The sequence below is a fragment of the Micromonospora sp. 067-2 genome (genome assembly GCF_046549295.1).
In the GTDB taxonomy this organism is placed as follows: domain Bacteria; phylum Actinomycetota; class Actinomycetes; order Mycobacteriales; family Micromonosporaceae; genus Micromonospora.
Window position 1 is genome coordinate 356,991 of record NZ_JAJPWB010000002.1, and the last position, 14,796, is coordinate 371,786.

Annotated in this window: 13 protein-coding genes and 2 pseudogenes; 7 read left to right on the top strand and 8 right to left on the bottom strand. The window is 72.6% G+C overall.

Annotated elements, in window-relative coordinates; translation table 11 throughout:
* The first annotated feature begins 44 nt into the window (after positions 1-44).
* Entirely contained in the window at positions 45-719 is a 675-nt protein-coding gene (locus ACLJN9_RS05235) for a permease prefix domain 1-containing protein (protein WP_410809907.1), read from the top strand.
* A 52-nt stretch (positions 720-771) separates the two neighbouring features.
* Here the strand turns inward: ACLJN9_RS05235 and ACLJN9_RS05240 are convergent, their stop codons facing one another.
* Positions 772-1,116 carry a PadR family transcriptional regulator gene (locus tag ACLJN9_RS05240; protein WP_410809909.1) on the bottom strand — a complete coding sequence of 115 codons (345 nt, stop codon included), beginning with the start codon at positions 1,114-1,116 and terminating at the stop codon, positions 772-774.
* Between the two features lie 232 nt (positions 1,117-1,348).
* Here ACLJN9_RS05240 and ACLJN9_RS05245 point away from each other — a divergent pair, with 232 nt between their 5' ends.
* The 3 genes and pseudogenes from ACLJN9_RS05245 to ACLJN9_RS05255 form a co-directional block, all read left to right on the top strand.
* On the top strand, positions 1,349-2,281 hold the full coding sequence (locus tag ACLJN9_RS05245) for a DNA primase (protein ID WP_410809911.1): 933 nt from the start codon (positions 1,349-1,351) through the stop codon (positions 2,279-2,281).
* A 39-nt stretch (positions 2,282-2,320) separates the two neighbouring features.
* A pseudogene (locus ACLJN9_RS05250) lies at positions 2,321-3,281 on the top strand (transposase); the annotation flags it as partial.
* 737 nt (positions 3,282-4,018) lie between these two features.
* Positions 4,019-4,726: pseudogene (locus ACLJN9_RS05255) on the top strand (transposase); the annotation flags it as partial.
* 227 nt (positions 4,727-4,953) lie between these two features.
* Here ACLJN9_RS05255 and ACLJN9_RS05260 read toward each other — a convergent pair.
* The 4 genes from ACLJN9_RS05260 to ACLJN9_RS05275 all read right to left on the bottom strand — a co-directional run bounded on the left by ACLJN9_RS05260 (position 4,954) and on the right by ACLJN9_RS05275 (position 10,031).
* A complete protein-coding gene (locus ACLJN9_RS05260; protein ID WP_328423405.1) occupies positions 4,954-5,547 on the bottom strand; it encodes a GTP-binding protein in 594 nt (197 codons plus the stop codon).
* A 1-nt stretch (position 5,548) separates the two neighbouring features.
* Entirely contained in the window at positions 5,549-5,923 is a 375-nt protein-coding gene (locus tag ACLJN9_RS05265) for a DUF742 domain-containing protein (RefSeq protein ID WP_124820399.1), read from the bottom strand.
* A 98-nt stretch (positions 5,924-6,021) separates the two neighbouring features.
* Positions 6,022-6,426 carry a roadblock/LC7 domain-containing protein gene (locus ACLJN9_RS05270; RefSeq protein WP_007455462.1) on the bottom strand — a complete coding sequence of 135 codons (405 nt, stop codon included), beginning with the start codon at positions 6,424-6,426 and terminating at the stop codon, positions 6,022-6,024.
* Positions 6,423-10,031 (bottom strand): nitrate- and nitrite sensing domain-containing protein, encoded by a 3,609-nt coding sequence (locus ACLJN9_RS05275; protein ID WP_410809912.1) that lies wholly within the window; start codon positions 10,029-10,031, stop codon positions 6,423-6,425. The genes ACLJN9_RS05270 and ACLJN9_RS05275 overlap by 4 nt, the downstream gene beginning before the upstream one ends.
* Before the next feature lie 502 nt (positions 10,032-10,533).
* Between ACLJN9_RS05275 and ACLJN9_RS05280 the strand changes: the two genes are divergently transcribed.
* Complete coding sequence (locus ACLJN9_RS05280) at positions 10,534-10,827, top strand: hypothetical protein (RefSeq protein WP_410809913.1); 294 nt, start codon at positions 10,534-10,536, stop codon at positions 10,825-10,827.
* 4 nt (positions 10,828-10,831) lie between these two features.
* Here the strand turns inward: ACLJN9_RS05280 and ACLJN9_RS05285 are convergent, their stop codons facing one another.
* Positions 10,832-11,911 carry an adenosine deaminase gene (locus tag ACLJN9_RS05285; RefSeq protein WP_410809914.1) on the bottom strand — a complete coding sequence of 360 codons (1,080 nt, stop codon included), beginning with the start codon at positions 11,909-11,911 and terminating at the stop codon, positions 10,832-10,834.
* 199 nt (positions 11,912-12,110) lie between these two features.
* Positions 12,111-12,527 carry a PPOX class F420-dependent oxidoreductase gene (locus ACLJN9_RS05290; RefSeq protein WP_410809916.1) on the bottom strand — a complete coding sequence of 139 codons (417 nt, stop codon included), beginning with the start codon at positions 12,525-12,527 and terminating at the stop codon, positions 12,111-12,113.
* Between the two features lie 105 nt (positions 12,528-12,632).
* On the opposite strand from ACLJN9_RS05290, the gene ACLJN9_RS05295 reads away from it, so the two are divergent.
* Both ACLJN9_RS05295 and ACLJN9_RS05300 read left to right on the top strand, forming a co-directional pair.
* A complete protein-coding gene (locus ACLJN9_RS05295; RefSeq protein ID WP_410809918.1) occupies positions 12,633-13,130 on the top strand; it encodes a MarR family winged helix-turn-helix transcriptional regulator in 498 nt (165 codons plus the stop codon).
* 1 nt (position 13,131) lies between these two features.
* Positions 13,132-14,040 carry a putative RNA methyltransferase gene (locus ACLJN9_RS05300; RefSeq protein WP_410809920.1) on the top strand — a complete coding sequence of 303 codons (909 nt, stop codon included), beginning with the start codon at positions 13,132-13,134 and terminating at the stop codon, positions 14,038-14,040.
* Positions 14,041-14,042: 2 nt separating this feature from the next.
* On the opposite strand, the gene ACLJN9_RS05305 is transcribed toward ACLJN9_RS05300, so the two are convergent.
* On the bottom strand, positions 14,043-14,723 hold the full coding sequence (locus tag ACLJN9_RS05305; RefSeq protein ID WP_410809922.1) for a DUF4272 domain-containing protein: 681 nt from the start codon (positions 14,721-14,723) through the stop codon (positions 14,043-14,045).
* Positions 14,724-14,796 lie beyond the last annotated feature (73 nt).

Consider the following 14,796-nt stretch of genomic DNA (forward strand, 5'->3'; position numbering starts at 1 on the left):
TCTCCCGGACGTCACGAGCCGGCGTCCCGTGACAGGGTGGTGCCATGCCGTGCTCTGGGGACGCGTTGGTGGAGGAGCACCTCCGGGACCTGGCCGCCCGCTTACAGGGGCCGGCACGACTGAAGTCCGACCTGCTGACCGAGGCGCGGCACGGGCTGCTGGACGCCGTCGAGGCGTACCGGGAGGACGGTGTGCCGCCCGCGGAGGCGCAGCGGCGGGCGGTGGCCGAGTTCGGCTCACCGGCGCAGTTGGTCCCCTCCTGGCAGGCCGAGCTGGCGGTGGGTGCGCTGCGCGGGCTCTCGCTGCGGATGCTGGCGGTTGCCGGGGTGCTGGTGGTGGCGGGCGACCTGACCTGGCGCGGCGCGAGCTGGAGCGACGGCCCGCATCCGCCGGCCGTCTACCGGCTGCTCTCCGCCTCGGTCGACTGGATCTGGATGGGCGCGCTGCTGCTCTCGGTGGCCGGCCTGCTGGTGGTGGCGGTGAGCGCCCGTTCCGCGCGGCCGGGCGTGGCGGTGGCGCAGCGCGCGGTGGGCGCCGGCCTGACCGGCACCCTGGGCCTCGGCATGCTGGCCGGCGGCGCCCTCTTCGCCTGGTCGATCAGGCTCTGGGACGCGGCGCTGACCTGGCCACCAATGATCGTCGGAGCGGTGCTGGTCGGCGGCGCCTACTTCTCCCTGACCCGCGCGGCGGGCGGCTGGTTGCGGGCCGCCGTCCGCTGAGTGCGCGGGCGGCTGGTTGCGGGCCACCGTCCGGTTGGGTGGGCGGGCGCCCTCAGACCGGGGCCACGGGGGGTGGGTTGCCCGGGTCGAGGAACTGGCCGACCGTCGTGCTGAACTCGCGCCAACCGGCGCGCTCCCCGGCGAGTGCCCGCCGGCCGGAGTCGGTGAGCTGGTACGTCCGCCGCTCCCGACCGTTGACCGTGCTCCAGGTGCTGTCGACGTGCCCGGCGCGCTCCAGCCGACGCAGTGCCGGATAGATGGTGCCCGTCGGCAGTTCGAGGTTGCCGTCGCTGCCCGCCCGCAGCGCCTCGATGATCGCGTAGCCGTGCAGCGCGCCCTGTTCGAGAACGGCGAGCAGCAGGGCGTCGAGGTGGCCGTGCAGCGCCTGGGCCTTCATGCGTAGCAACGCTACTTGTCAGACCGCTGGTCCGCCACCGACAGTCCACCGGACACGCCAGGCCCACGCTGCTGCGACCAGCGGTGACCCGCAGGCCCGGACCGGTGCGCCGCCCGGCCGCCGGGGTGCGGGCATCGGCCACCCAGGGCCGACGACTAGGGTGTGTGCCCAGAGTCACCTGTCGGTCGGAGACGCCGGTGGGTGGGCAAACCCGAAGCACACGGAGGTCAGCGTGGCCCGCCAGTCGCCCCAACGGCCCGACGCCGACGAGCCCGAGCTCGACGACACCACCGGCCCGGCCGAGCCAGACGATGTCGACGAGACCGGCCACCCGTCGACCTCGGCCGACCGGTCGCTCTGGGACGAGGTGCGCATCGACCCGGTGGAGATCGCCCTGCCCTCCGGCACCGGCTTCACGCTGCGGGCGTACCGGCCGGCGGGCGCGTTGACCCCGACCGACGTGACCGAGCGCGACCAGGACGACCCGTTCCTCGCTCGCCGTCAGGTGATCGCGGAGGAGGACGACGAGGCCGTCGTCATCCTCGACGAGGAGTTGGCCGAAGAGTTCGCCGACAGCGACGAGGAACCGTCGCGCCGTCGCCGCGACGGCACCCCGGACGCCGACGCGACCACCGAGGACGACGACCAGGACGAGGAAGTCGCGGACGAGGCGGACGACGAGGAGGTGCCGGTCTTCCTCAGCCAGCGGGGCAAGCTGCTGCTGTTCAAGACCCCCGAGTCATTGGTCAGTTTCATCCGATCCGGCGCTGAAAACGATCTGTCCCAACTGGACAGCTGGAATGAATTGTCCGAACGGGTGGAGCCGGCCGACATCGCGCCACTCGACGAGGACACCTACGAACTCGACCTGGTGGTGGAGAACCTCCGCGGCGGTCACGACACCTGGGACTCGACCCTGCTGATCGAGGCTGGCGAGGTCGCCCGTGACCTGTCGTACGCGTTGCGGCTGCCTGCGGTCCTGGACATGCTCTCCGCCGGCTCCAGCCTCGACGATCTGGACGAGGCGCTGCGGGCCACCGTCAACGGCGGGGTCGGCGGTTTCATGGGCCGCCGGCGACTGAAGAAGATCGGGGCGCAAACCGCAAGCCTGGGTTGGCGCACCATTGTCGGCAAGATCTCTGCGGTCGTGGACTGGCGCGACTGACCCGCACCGGGGAGCATCAGTTGCTGGCAGAGGAAAGACCTGTCCCGGGAGGAGGACGACGCCGTGGCGCTCGTGCGCGTTTACTGCGGTCTGGCCTCGGCGGACCCGGCTGATCGACCGGCCTCGGCCGGTACGACGCTGACGTCCGCTGTGGTCGATGACGCAGGCCGTCTGCTGCTTGTCTGCGAGATCGGCGACGACGCGGCTGGCTACGCCCAGCTCGTCGCGCTGCTCGTGGAGCGGTCGGGCGGGCCGAGCGGTGCGGCCATCGCCGCCGACAGCGACGACCACACGGTCATCTCGCTGTTGAGCGCGGCGGGTCGACCCCTGGCGATCGCCGACGACGACTCGGTCGACGACTTCGCCGAGCGGTTCGCCGACGACGACTCCCTGGAGGAGATGCAGTCGCCGCCGGCCGAACGCCGCGCTGTCGGCCTGGCCCGCGCGTTGCAGGCCGGCGCGCTCTCCGCCGTCACCCTGCCCGCACCCCGGGACCTGGCCGGCTACAAGCAGGTGCTCTCCGCGCACGCCGCACTGGCCAGCGGTCGACACTCCGCCGCCGTGGCACTGCGCGAGGTGCTGCGCGAGCTGTACCCGGCGGCACTGCGCGCGTACCCCGACCCGGCCGAGCCGGTGTCGCTGGCCGTCCTGGACGCCCTGCCCGAGCCGGGCATGCTCGGCGGCACCGTCGCCCGGGGCCGCGAGGTCTCTGTCGCGGCGGACGCCATCACCGCGCACCTCGCCGCGGACGGGGTGGCCGACGCCGAAGAGATCAACGAAGCCGTCACCGCCCTGCGGGTCGCCATCTCCGAGACACCCCGCCGCGCTGCGGTGAACCGGGCGCTCACCTCGGCCGTGGCCGAGACGGTCCGGCAGGCGGTCGCCTCCGTACGGGCCTGCGACGCCGGCTGCGAGGCTCTGGTCAGCGCGCTCAGCGCGCGGGTCAGCGTTCCTGCACCGGCACCGGGGCGCCGGGCCGCCGCACGCCGCGGTGAGCCGATCAGCGACCTGGCCGTCCCGGCCAACACCGGCACCGGGTTGCGAGCGGTCCGGCCGACCCCGGCCGCCGCCGAGCCCACACCCACCGGTGGCCGGCGCAGTCGCCCCGAGCCGATTCCGGGCGGTCCCCCGCTGGCGTCACCACGCCCACTCGGGCCGCCGCCGGTCGCACCGGCTCCGGTCACCCCACCGCCGGTCGCGCCGGCACCCCTTGCCCCGGCCGCGCACGCCGGTCCGCCGGTGTCGGCCCAGCCCGGGCGTGCCGAGTTCGCGCCGAGCCGGATCGACGGTCCGACCAACCGGCCGGTCTCCTCGCCACCGCCCCCGCCGCCCGGGATCACCCCGATCGCACCGGCGCAGCGCGGCACGGTGCCACCGGCCGAGGCTGGCGAGCCGTTCCGGCCGACGCTGACCACCGCCGCGATCAACAACGCGCGGGCCGAGCGGCAGCGCACGGTCATCCCGCCCCGCCCCAAGACCAACGGCGATCCTCGGGCGAGCCCCCTGCAGCGCCCGATCGAAGAGCCGCCCACCGGTGGTTTCAGCGCCACGGATCTCAGCATTCCGGTGCCAGCCCCCCGGCCCGGCCAGGAGTCCGCACCCCCGGGCTCGCGGGCCAACTGGCCGCTGGTCAACAACCCGGAGGACCCGGCCGACAGTTCGCCGAACAACCCGGCCGCCTACTCCTACGGCGGTGGCCGTGGCATCGACGCGCCGACCGATCCGGGCCGCGCCGACGGCCGGGTCACCCCGCCCTGGCTGGCCGACGACCTGCCCCAGGAGCCACCGATGCTGCGGCTGGTGGAGCCGCCGCCGCTGGCTGACCGGGCGCTGCGCGGAGGGCTCAACCCGGCCGCCGACCCGCGCCTGGAGACGCCGCCGCTGCGACTCGTCGACCGCGAGCAGGCCGCGCGCAACGGCCGCCTCGACCCCCGACTCGACCCCCGCGTCGAACGCGCGCCCGAGTACCGGCCGGCGCCCCCGGTCGAGCACCGGCCACCACCGGTCGCCGACGAGGGCGACGGGGATCTGCTGATCTTCGCGCAGGCCAAGTCGGCATGGTTCGTCGGGCAGACCGAGGAGTCTGACCTGGACTGGTCGACCAAGGCCGACACCGGGTGGCAGGCCGCCGAGCAGGCCGCCCGCCCCGCCGTGGGTGCCGAGACGACAGCCGGGCTGCCGAAGCGGGTGCCGCAGGCCAACCTGGTCCCGGGTTCCCCGCTGCGCGAGGAGCGTCCGTTGCGCATAGTGCGTGACGCTGCGAGCCTCGCTGAGAACACCACCGGCTACTTCCGCGGGTGGCGCCGCGGGCAGGAGATCGGCGGGTTCGCCGTCGGCGGGCGGCCGGGTCGCGAGGCCGCTGGCGGCTGGGACTTCAGCCGCGACCACGGCGACCGCGACGACGACCGGGAGTACGAGTACCGCTCCGCCGGCTACCAGTCCTGACCACTCGCACCTACCCGGTGCCCGCCACCGACGGCTGATGTCAACGCCGACAGTTCGGTGGCGCACGCGCACACCGGCGACGGCGTCCCGGGGCGGAACACGCGCCCAGGACGCCGTCGCCGCGCCCGTTTCAACAAGGACCCTGGAAGCGTCGAACGCCGACCGCCGCTGGACAGCATGACGCGCCCGGTGACGGCCGGAGCCACCACCGGGCGCGATCGCCCTTGTCAGGCCGGGGCGACGGCGCGCGTACGGCGCATGGTGAGCACGTACTCGACAAGCGAGATCAGCACGTGCTTCGTCGACTCCCGGTTACGGGCGTCGCAGGCCACCACCGGCACGTCACTCGAGATCGCCAGCGCGTCCCGGACGTCCTGCGGGTCGTGGTACTGCATCCCGTCGAAGCAGTTGATGGCCACCAGGTACGGCAGCCGCCGGTGCTCGAAGAAGTCGATCGCCGCGAAGCAGTCGGCCAGCCGGCGAGTGTCCACCAGCACGACCGCGCCGATGGCACCCCGAACCAGTTCGTCCCACATGAACCAGAATCGGGTCTGACCCGGCGTACCGAACAGGTACAGGATCAGGTCACGGTCGATCGAGATCCGGCCGAAGTCCATGGCCACCGTGGTCGTCGTCTTACCCGGCACCTGCCGGGTGTCGTCGACGCCCACGCCAGCGGAGGTCATGATGGCCTCGGTGGTCAGCGGCGTGATCTCCGAGACCGAGCCGACCAGCGTCGTCTTACCGACGCCGAATCCACCGGCGATAACGATCTTCGCCGACGTCACGCGCGCGCTCGGGTTCGGCGGGCGGTGCGACATGTCAGAGCCTGCGAAGTCCACTCAGCACCCTCTCCAGCAGTTCAGTGCCCACCGCGTCGTCGGAGTCGTCCAGGATGGTCGGCTCATGGACCGCGACCAGGCCGTCCGTCGCCATGTCGGCGATGAGCACCCGGGCCACACCGAGCGGGAGCTGCATCCGCGCCGCGATCTCGGCGAGCGATTGCACGCGTCCGTCACACAGCGCGGCGATGTACTGGTGTTCACGGCCACCGCCGTTGCCATTGGCAGCGGTCCGGCCGCGCACCGTCGTCTCGACGAGCGCCTCCAGCGCGATGTCCAGCCGGGGACGGGTACGACCACGGGTCACGGCGTATGGACGGACCAACGCCCCGGTCGGTTCGTCACGATCGGCCATGTCGCCGCTCACCTCCTTCGTACCCCGTACCGGCTCCCACCGGTGAAACTCGTCGTTGTTGTCGTTGCAGTCGCGCCGACCTCACGGTCGACGACGCGTCAGCCCAGCATTCCCGCAGCCGCGCGCGGCTGCGGGGTCAACGCGTCGCCCACCCGATCGACCAACAGCGCCATCTCGTAGCCGACCTGCCCGACGTCGGAGCTGCGGGCAGCCAGCACGGCGAAGGACGAGCCGTCCGAGATGGACATCAGGAACAGGAAGCCATTGTCCATCTCCACGACGGTCTGCAGCACCGCACCTCCCTCGAAGCAGCGAGCCGCACCCTGGGTCAGGCTGACCAGACCGGACGCGATCGCGGCGAGCTGGTCGGCCCGGTCCCGTGGCAGATCCCGTGACGACGCGAGGAGCAGGCCGTCCGCCGAGACGGCGACCGCATGCGCGACACCGGGCACCCGGTCGGCGAAGTTGGCCAGCAGCCAACCAAGATCCTGCGTAGTTGTCATCCTTCTTGCTCCTTCTGCCCGCTCCCGGCCGCTGAGCCTGAGCCAGACTGCGAGGATTGCTGCCCTCCCGGAGTCGCCTCCGGGCTGGTCGGGTTGTCCGAGGTGGTACGCCCCCGCTGAACACCCCGGTGATAGGCGGAGAGCAGACCACGGACCGCTTCCGGGGTGCGGCGCTGGGCCGAGATGACCGGCTTCTCCACCGCGCCCGGGACGAGCTGTGCCATCGGCTTGCGCTTCGGCAGACCGGTCGTGGTGGTCTCGCTCACCGGCGTCGCGCTGGCCGCTGCCGAGGCGGCACGCCAGCCGTCGTCGGCTGCGGTCTGCCAGCCGTTGGTCTGCGGTTGGGGCCGGCGGTTCGGCAGGCTCTCGGCGAGGCTGGGGCGGGCGCCCCCGTTCGCTGTCGGCCCGTTGTCCCGCGGCGCTCCTCCGGCCGTCGGAGTGTCTGCCATCGGTGTGTTACCTGTCGTCCCGGGTGGTGTCTTGTGGACTGGGCGACCGCTGGCCTCGACCGTGGCGAACTGCTGGGTCGGGGTGCCGTTCGCCGCCGGCTGGGCGGCAGCAGCCTCCTCCGGACCCGGCCGGCGGGTGCGGAACCAGGCCGACTCGAGCTCCCGGAAGATCGGCAGCTCCATCGTCTCGTCCGCGTACCGCTGCCGGTTCTGACCCTGCGGCTGCTGCGGCTGCTGTGGCGCGGGCCGGCTCTGCGGTGGTGCCGCAGGGGTCGGCGCTGCCGGCTTGGCCGGGGCGTGCTGCTCGGGCCGCACCCGTGGCAGCTCCGTCGTCATGTCCAGGGCGGCGGCGAGCCGCTCGGGCACCGGCGGGGTCGCCGTGTCCCGGTCGCTGCCCGGCACCGGCGGCCAGGCCGGCGGCGCGGGGGCGCTGGGCGCCGACGCGGGCGGTGCGGATCGGGGAGCGAAGCCGCTGAACGACTGACCGGACGCCGGGGGCGCCGAGTACGGCTGACCGGAGGCGGGAGCGGCCGAGACCGGCGACGCGGACACCGGAGGACCGGCGTACGACTGCCCGGAGGCCGGGGCCGCGGACACCGGAGGACCGGCGTACGGGACGCCCGAGTAGGGCTGGGCAGAGTACGGCTGGCCCGAGTAGGGCTGCCCGGAGTACGGCTGGCCGGAGGCCGGCGAGGCCGAGACCGGCGCACCGGAGTAGGGCTGGGCCGAGACCGGCGGCAGCGGCGGCGCGGAGACCGGTGGCGGCGAGTACGGGCGCGCCTCCGGGCTGCTCGGCAGCTGCCGCGGGATGGCCTGCTGCTGGCCGGTGTTCTGCGGCTCGTCACCGGATCGGCGCTGCGGCAGCGGGTCGATCGGCTGGCCGTTGGCCGTGCGCGGGGTGAACCCGTCGCCGCCGTTCGTCCCGGCCGCACCCGTCAGGTCCGACCAGGCCGGCATCGAGCGGTATGCACCGCCGTTGGCGGGGGCGCCGGCACCGTTACGCGAGGCCGGATCGAACGGGCGACCACCCAGAGTGACCTGGTTGCCGGACTCGCCCGGGCGCGGTCCGTTGCCCAGTGCGGGCAGCGCGCCGAAGGCCGGGGCTGGCCCACCGTGCTGCTGTGCAACGTTGGCCGAGGGCAGCGCTGGCGGCTGCTGGACCCGACCGGAGAGCGCCCGGGGCACCAGCACCGAGGTGGGAAGGGTCACGTCGGCGACCGTGCCACGGTCACCGCCGGGACGCAGCTCGACCCGGACCCCGTGCCGCGACGCCAGCCGGGCGACCACGACGAGGCCCATCATCCGGGACACGGCGACGTCCACCTGCGGTGGCGTCGCGAGCCGTTCGTTGAGCTCGTACAGCTGGTCGCGGCTGATGCCGATGCCGCGGTCCTCCACGTAGAGCGAGGCGCGGTCGCCGACCCGCCGGGCCTCGACCATGACCTGCGAATCCGGAGGGGAGAACGCGGTGGCGTTGTCGAACAGCTCGGCGACGAGGTGCACCAGGTCGTTGACCGCGTGCGCGGCGACCTCGATGTCCCGGTCGATGACACCGAACTCGATCCGGGTGTAGTGCTCGACCTCGGACTGGGCGGCGCGCAGCACGTCGATCAGCGCAGCCGGCTCGCGCTGCACACGGGTGGAGTCGGCACCGGCGAGGACGAGGAGGTTCTCGTCGTTACGGCGCATCCGGGTGGCCAGGTGGTCGAGCTGGAACAGCTCAGCCAGCCGGTCCGGGTCCTCCTCGCCGCGCTCCAGCCGGTCGAGGTGACCGATGAGGCGGTCGACCAGGATCTGCGAACGGCGGGCCAGGTTGACGAACATCGTCGCGACGGAGGCGCGCAGCGCCGCCTGCTCGGCGGCCGTCCGGACGGCTTCCAGGTGGACGGCGTTGAACGCCTCGGTCACCTGACCGAACTCGTCCTTGCTCCGGACCGGCAGCGGCTCGGCGATCTGGTTGGCCAGCTGCACCGGGGAGAGCTGCCCGACGACCTGCGGGTCCCGCAGCCGGGCCACCGCCTGCGGCAGACCGTACTGCGCCACGGAGAGTGCGCCCTGCCGCAGCTCACGCAGCGAGCGGGCCATCGAGCGAGCGACCAGGTAGGCGAAGAGGATGGCCAGCAGCAGCATGCTGAGCAGCAGGCCGGTCTCCAGGAACACCTGGCGCTGCACGTCCGAGCGCAGATCGTCGGCCTCGGCGACCACGTCGCCGTCGAGCTTCGTCTCGACGGCGCGGATCAGCTTGGCGTTGGCCGTCATGGCCGAATCCCACTGGTCCGGACCGAAGGGCGCGCCGCGCATGTCGCCGGTGGTGTTGCCGTCCATCCAGCCGATGTAGTTCTGCGCCTCGCGGCGGTCACCGCCGGCGATCGTCTGATCGTGGAACGCGGCTTCCTCGGGGGTGGCGACGGCCTTGAAGCTCTGCTCCGCCTGTCGCTGGCCGGTGCCGCTGGCGATGTAGTCGGTGCGCAGCACCGGCGTCAGCTGCTTCTGGTCCAGCGCGCGGTGCACGACGACCCGGCGGGCGGAGAGGAACTCCTTCTCCCGGGCGACGGCCGCGGCGGCGCGCATCCGGTCGCTCAGCTCGTTGTTACCGGCAAGCTGGGTGGCCGACTCACGGATGGCGAGCAGGTTGTTGATCAGACCCTCGTACGCCTGGACGGTCTCGGTGAGCTTGAGCTTGTCGCTGAACACCTGACTGCGGGTGCCCGGCAGATCCTTCAGGTCCTGGTCGATCTGGTCGAGCAGGCTCTCCAGGCTGGCAGGGAGGTCCTGGATGTCGGCCCGCTGTTGCAGGTAGGGGCTCTTCGCCTGGTCGACGCGGGAGTTGACCCGGTTGTAGGCCTCCTTGTACTGCGCCGTCGGCTGCGTCCCCTCGGCGGCCGACAGCAGCACGGCCGCGGTCCGCTCGTCCTGCAGCGTGTCGACCAGGTCACCCGAGTAGCTCGACAGGTTGGCCAGGTCGCCGGCCCGGTTGGCATTGTTGAGCGTCTCCAGGTGGTCGACGAGACCACTGGTGCCCACGACGACCGTGGCGATGGTCGGCACGATCATGATGAGACCGAGCTTGGACCAGATCGGCATGTCCCGGAGCCGGCTGGCCGGCCGGCGCAGCCGCGACAGGAAGGAGCCCGCCGTCTTTGGCCGTTTGCTCACGTCACCGCCCTCGCGATTACAGCTTCAACGCGTTGCCCCGGGCAACGCTGAGCGACCGACCCGGCGGGTCGGACCCCCGAGATTCCATCACGCCGCCCGGCAAGAAGAAAGCCCAGGTTGTCACCCGCCGAAGGTGTGATGAGATGTTGAGACGATTTGATAGCAGTCCGTCTGGCCGGAGTAACTGAAGGTAATGGAACATCCGCACCGCGTTGTCCTGCTCGCCGGCCCTTCTGGCTCCGGAAAGTCCTACATAGCGCAGCAAACCGGCCTGCCGGTGCTGTGTCTGGACGACTTCTACAAAGACGGTGATGACCCTACGTTGCCGCAACGAAACGGCCAGGTGGATTGGGAATCACCCGACTCCTGGGACGCCCCGACGGCGGTGGAAACGATTGCCCGGCTCGCCCGTGAAGGTCGAGCGGATGTGCCGGTTTATGCGATCGGCGCAGATCGACGGGTGGCCACCCGGCCATTTGACGTCGCCGGATCTCCACTTTTTGTGGCCGAAGGGATCTTCGCTGCCGAGATCGTCGAGGAGTGCCGGCGACGCGGGCTGCTCGCCGGCGCGTACGCGCTGCGCCGCCCGCGCGGGGCGACCTTCCTGCGCCGGCTGGCCCGCGACCTGTCCGAGCAGCGCAAGGCTCCCCGGGTGCTGGTCCGTCGCGGGGTGGCGCTGCTGCGCGCGGAGCCCGCGGTGCTGCGCCGGCAGACCGGGCTGGGCGCGGAGGCGGCCCGGGCCCGGGAGGTCCTGCGCCGGGTTGCCGGCCTCCTCGCCGGCCACCCCCGCGGTTGACCAGTCAGGCCAGCAGCTTCGCGTACGCGGGCTTGATCACCTCATCGATGATCCGCAGCCGCTCGTCGAACGGGATGAAGGCGCTCTTCATCGCGTTGATCGTGAACCACTGCAACTCTCGCCAGCCGTAGCCGAACGTCTCCACCAACAGCGCCATCTCCCGGGACATGGAGGTGCCGCTCATCAGCCGGTTGTCGGTGTTGACGGTGACCCGGAAGCGCAGGTCCCGCAGCAGGCCGATCGGGTGGTCGGCGATCGAGTCCACCGCGCCGGTCTGCACGTTCGACGACGGGCACAGCTCCAGCGGGATCCGCTTGTCCCGGACGTAGGCGGCCAGCCGGCCGAGCACCGGCGCCCCGCCGGGGGTGATGTCGTCCACGATCCGTACGCCGTGGCCGAGTCGGTCCGCGCCGCACCACTGGATCGCCTGCCAGATCGACGGCAGACCGAACGCCTCGCCGGCGTGGATGGTGAAGTGGAAGTTCTCCCGTTGCAGGTACTCGAAGGCGTCCAGGTGCCGGGTGGGCGGGAAGCCCGCCTCTGCGCCGGCGATGTCGAAGCCGACCACGCCGCCGTCCCGGTGCCGTACGGCCAACTCGGCGATCTCCTGTGATCGGGCCGCATGCCGCATCGCGGTGAGCAGGGTGCCCACCCGGATACTCAGACCCGCCTCGACGGCCTGGGCGGTGCCCTCGGCGAACCCGGCCAACACCGCCTCGACGACCTCGTCCAGGCTCAGGTCCCGTTCCAGATGCTGCTCCGGGGCGAACCGCACCTCGGCGTAGACCACCCCGTCGGCGGCCAGGTCCAACGCGCACTCGCGGGCCACCCGGCGCAGCGCCGGCGCGGTCTGCATCACCGCCACGGTGTGCGCGAACGTCTCCAGGTACCGCTCCAGGGAACCGGAGTCGGCCGCGCCGACGAACCAGCGCCCGAGCGCCTCCGCGTCGGTGGTGGGCAACTCGTGGCCCACCTCCGCGGCCAGCTCGACGATCGTCGCCGGCCGGAGCCCGCCGTCTAGGTGATCGTGCAGCAGGGCCTTCGGGACCTTGACGATGTCCTCGTATCGGATTGTTGCGGCCATGCTCAGACCCTAGTCAGCCTCCGGCCGGCCCTGGGACGGGACCGTCCCGGCGGCGACGGGAACCACCCCGCCGGCTACGGACACGACAGGGGTGGGAGGGCGCCCCATGACTGACGACCGACAGCTCTGGGGGTCGACGCCGGGCCGCAGTGGGCCTCGCTGACCGGCGCGGCGGGCCTGCCGCATCGGGCGGCGCTGATCAGGGTCGCCAGCCGTAGACGCGCGTCACGCTGAGCCTGATCACCAGCCGGCCGTCGCCGACCATCACCGACCGGTATTCCGCCCAGTCCGGGTGCTCGCCACGGATGCGCCGGTAGACCTCCACCAGCTCCTGCACCGTCGGATCGTCCACGGTGGCGGCGGGCGGGGTGAGAACGGCCGTGCCCTCGGCGACGGCGTACGCCCCGCCGTCCGGGGTCGTCACGTGGAAGCTGGCCCGGGCGTCGCGGCGCAGGTTGCGAGCCTTGGCCCGGTCACCGACGGTGGAGCACCGGATCAGCCCGGGCTCGGCCAGATAGTCGAGGTTGGACAGTTGGGGCCGACCGTCGCGGCGCAGGGTGACCAACACGCCGCGTCCGCGCTCGCCGAAGAGCTCCCACAGCCGGTCGCTCGTCACGGCGTCCGCGACGGAGCGGAGGCGCCACGGACAGATTTCGTTGACATGTCATCGACCGTAGGACCCAGCTCGATGACATGTCAACCAAACGGCTAGGATCGGTGTATGGACGCACCACGCTGGCTGGACGAGCGGGAGGACCGGGCCTGGCGCGGCTACCGCCGGATGCGTCGACTGCTCGACCTGGAACTGGCGCGGGAGCTGACCCAGGACGCCGGCCTCTCCGAGCCCGACTACGACGTGCTCTCCGACCTGTCCGAGACACCGCGGGGCCGGCTGCGTCTGAGCGAACTGGCCGACCGGATGCTCTGGTCCCGCAGCCGGCTCTCCCACCACCTGACCCGGATGCAGCAACGTGGGCTGGTGACCCGCGAGGAGTGCGCCGACGACGCCCGCGGCTCGGTCGTCGTGCTCACCACGGCCGGCCGGCACGCCGTCGCATCAGCCGCCCCCGGCCACGTCGCCGCCGTCCGCCGACACCTCATCGACCTGCTCACCCCGGCGGAGGTCGACGCGCTCGGCGCGCTCACCCACCGCGTGGTCGACCACCTCGCCAACCCCGACCGCCCGGCCACCCGCCCACCGCACGGCGCGGCAGCCTGACGTGGACCCGCACATCCTCGACCGGCTGCGCTGCCCGGTCTGCGGCGAACCGCTGACCGAGACGACGGCCGGCACCACCGGGGCGCTGCGCTGCCCGCGCCGGCACAGCTTCGACATCGCACGGCAGGGGTACGTCAACCTGCTCGCAGGTCGCGCCCCGCACACCGGCGACAGCGCCGAGATGGTCGCCGCCCGGGCGGACTTCCTGGCGGCGGGGCACTACGACCTGATCTGCGCCGCGCTCGCCGGGGCCGCCGCCGAAACAGTCGGGACGGCTCCCGCCCACGAAGCAGGCGGGGAGGCTCCGGCCCGCGGGACGGAGCGGGCCCTCGGGACGTACCCCCTAGTGGTGGATGCCGGCGCCGGCACCGGCCGGTATCTCGGTGCGGTGCTGGCGGCGCTGCCGGATGCCGTGGGTCTGGCCCTGGACGTCTCCAAGCCGGCGCTGCGCCGGGCGGCCCGCGCGCATCCCCGGGCGGCCGCGGCGCTGGCCGACACCTGGCAGCGGCTGCCGCTCGCGGACGCCTCGACCGCCGTGCTGCTGAACGTCTTCGCCCCGCGCAACGGCCCGGAGTTCCACCGGGTGCTCGATCCGGCCGGCACGCTGCTGGTGGTCACCCCCGCCGCCGACCACCTCGCCGAACTGGTGGACGCCCTCGACCTGCTGCGCGTCGACCCGGACAAGGCCGAACGGGTGGCCGGCAGCCTGGGCGGGCACTTCACCCCGGTCAGCTCGGCGGTGCACCGTGCGGAGTTGACGCTGGCCCGGCCGGACGTCGCCACCCTGGTCGGGATGGGCCCCAGCGCCTGGCACACCGACCGGGCGGCCCTCGCCGCCCGGCTGGCCGCGCTGCCCGAACCGGTCCGGGTGACCGTGGCGGTCCGGCTCGACACCCTACGACCCCGCTGAACTCAGGTGGAGAGGTCGACCTCTTCCCAGCCGGGCGGCTCGTCGTGGTACGGCCCCCGCAGGATCACCGCCCACTCCAGCGCCCAGCGCCGCTGCCCGATCGCGTTCGCGTCGACCAGTCCGGGCATCGCCCGCCCGCTCCGTTCGGTCTCCAGGTACGCCCAGTCCAGGCAGTAGTGCAGGTCGAGCAGCGCGGCCGCGTCGGCGGGGTGCTGCGGCGCGGTGAGGATGCGGGACCGCCAGCGCGGGAACGTCTCCCCCGCCGCGATGTGCGGCAACCGCTCCATGAGCCTCTCGTCCACGGCCAGGGTCGGGTCGAGCTGCTTGGTCAGCCCGAGCACCCAGGACAGCGCGAAGAGCGCGTCGTGGTGCAGCACGAACGAGCGGTGGTCGCCCTTGCCGCCCATCACGAACTGCCACTCCGGCGGAGTCACCATCTCGACCAGGTGCGACCCGAGCAGCCAGCTCATCGCCGCCTGCGGGGGCATCCCGAAACAGCGGGCCAGGATCAGGTGCAGCACGGCGATCCGTGCCTCGACCTCCGCGGTGGGGCGCAGTTCGATCTGGTCACCCGGCTCCCACACGAGGGGAAACTGGGCCGGCGGCAACGGCAGACCGAGCCGGGACAGCTCGTCCAGACTCGCCTCACGCACCTCACGGGGGTCGGGGGCAGCTACGGTCACGGCGGAACTTCCTGTCTGCTCGCGACGGCTCAAGGCCGACTGGGCCCCCCTTGGCCTGGGAGAATAGCGCTCC

Excerpts from the sequence above, each read along its gene's own strand:
- ACLJN9_RS05240 (WP_410809909.1), bottom strand. The coding sequence starts at position 1,116 with ATGAAGGCCCAGGCGCTGCACGGCCACCTCGACGCCCTGCTGCTCGCC.
- ACLJN9_RS05235 (WP_410809907.1), top strand. The coding sequence starts at position 45 with ATGCCGTGCTCTGGGGACGCGTTGGTGGAGGAGCACCTCCGGGACCTG.
- ACLJN9_RS05260 (WP_328423405.1), bottom strand. The coding sequence starts at position 5,547 with ATGTCGCACCGCCCGCCGAACCCGAGCGCGCGCGTGACGTCGGCGAAG.
- ACLJN9_RS05270 (WP_007455462.1), bottom strand. The coding sequence starts at position 6,426 with ATGACAACTACGCAGGATCTTGGTTGGCTGCTGGCCAACTTCGCCGAC.
- ACLJN9_RS05265 (WP_124820399.1), bottom strand. The coding sequence starts at position 5,923 with ATGGCCGATCGTGACGAACCGACCGGGGCGTTGGTCCGTCCATACGCC.
- ACLJN9_RS05285 (WP_410809914.1), bottom strand. The coding sequence starts at position 11,911 with ATGGCCGCAACAATCCGATACGAGGACATCGTCAAGGTCCCGAAGGCC.
- ACLJN9_RS05295 (WP_410809918.1), top strand. The coding sequence starts at position 12,633 with ATGGACGCACCACGCTGGCTGGACGAGCGGGAGGACCGGGCCTGGCGC.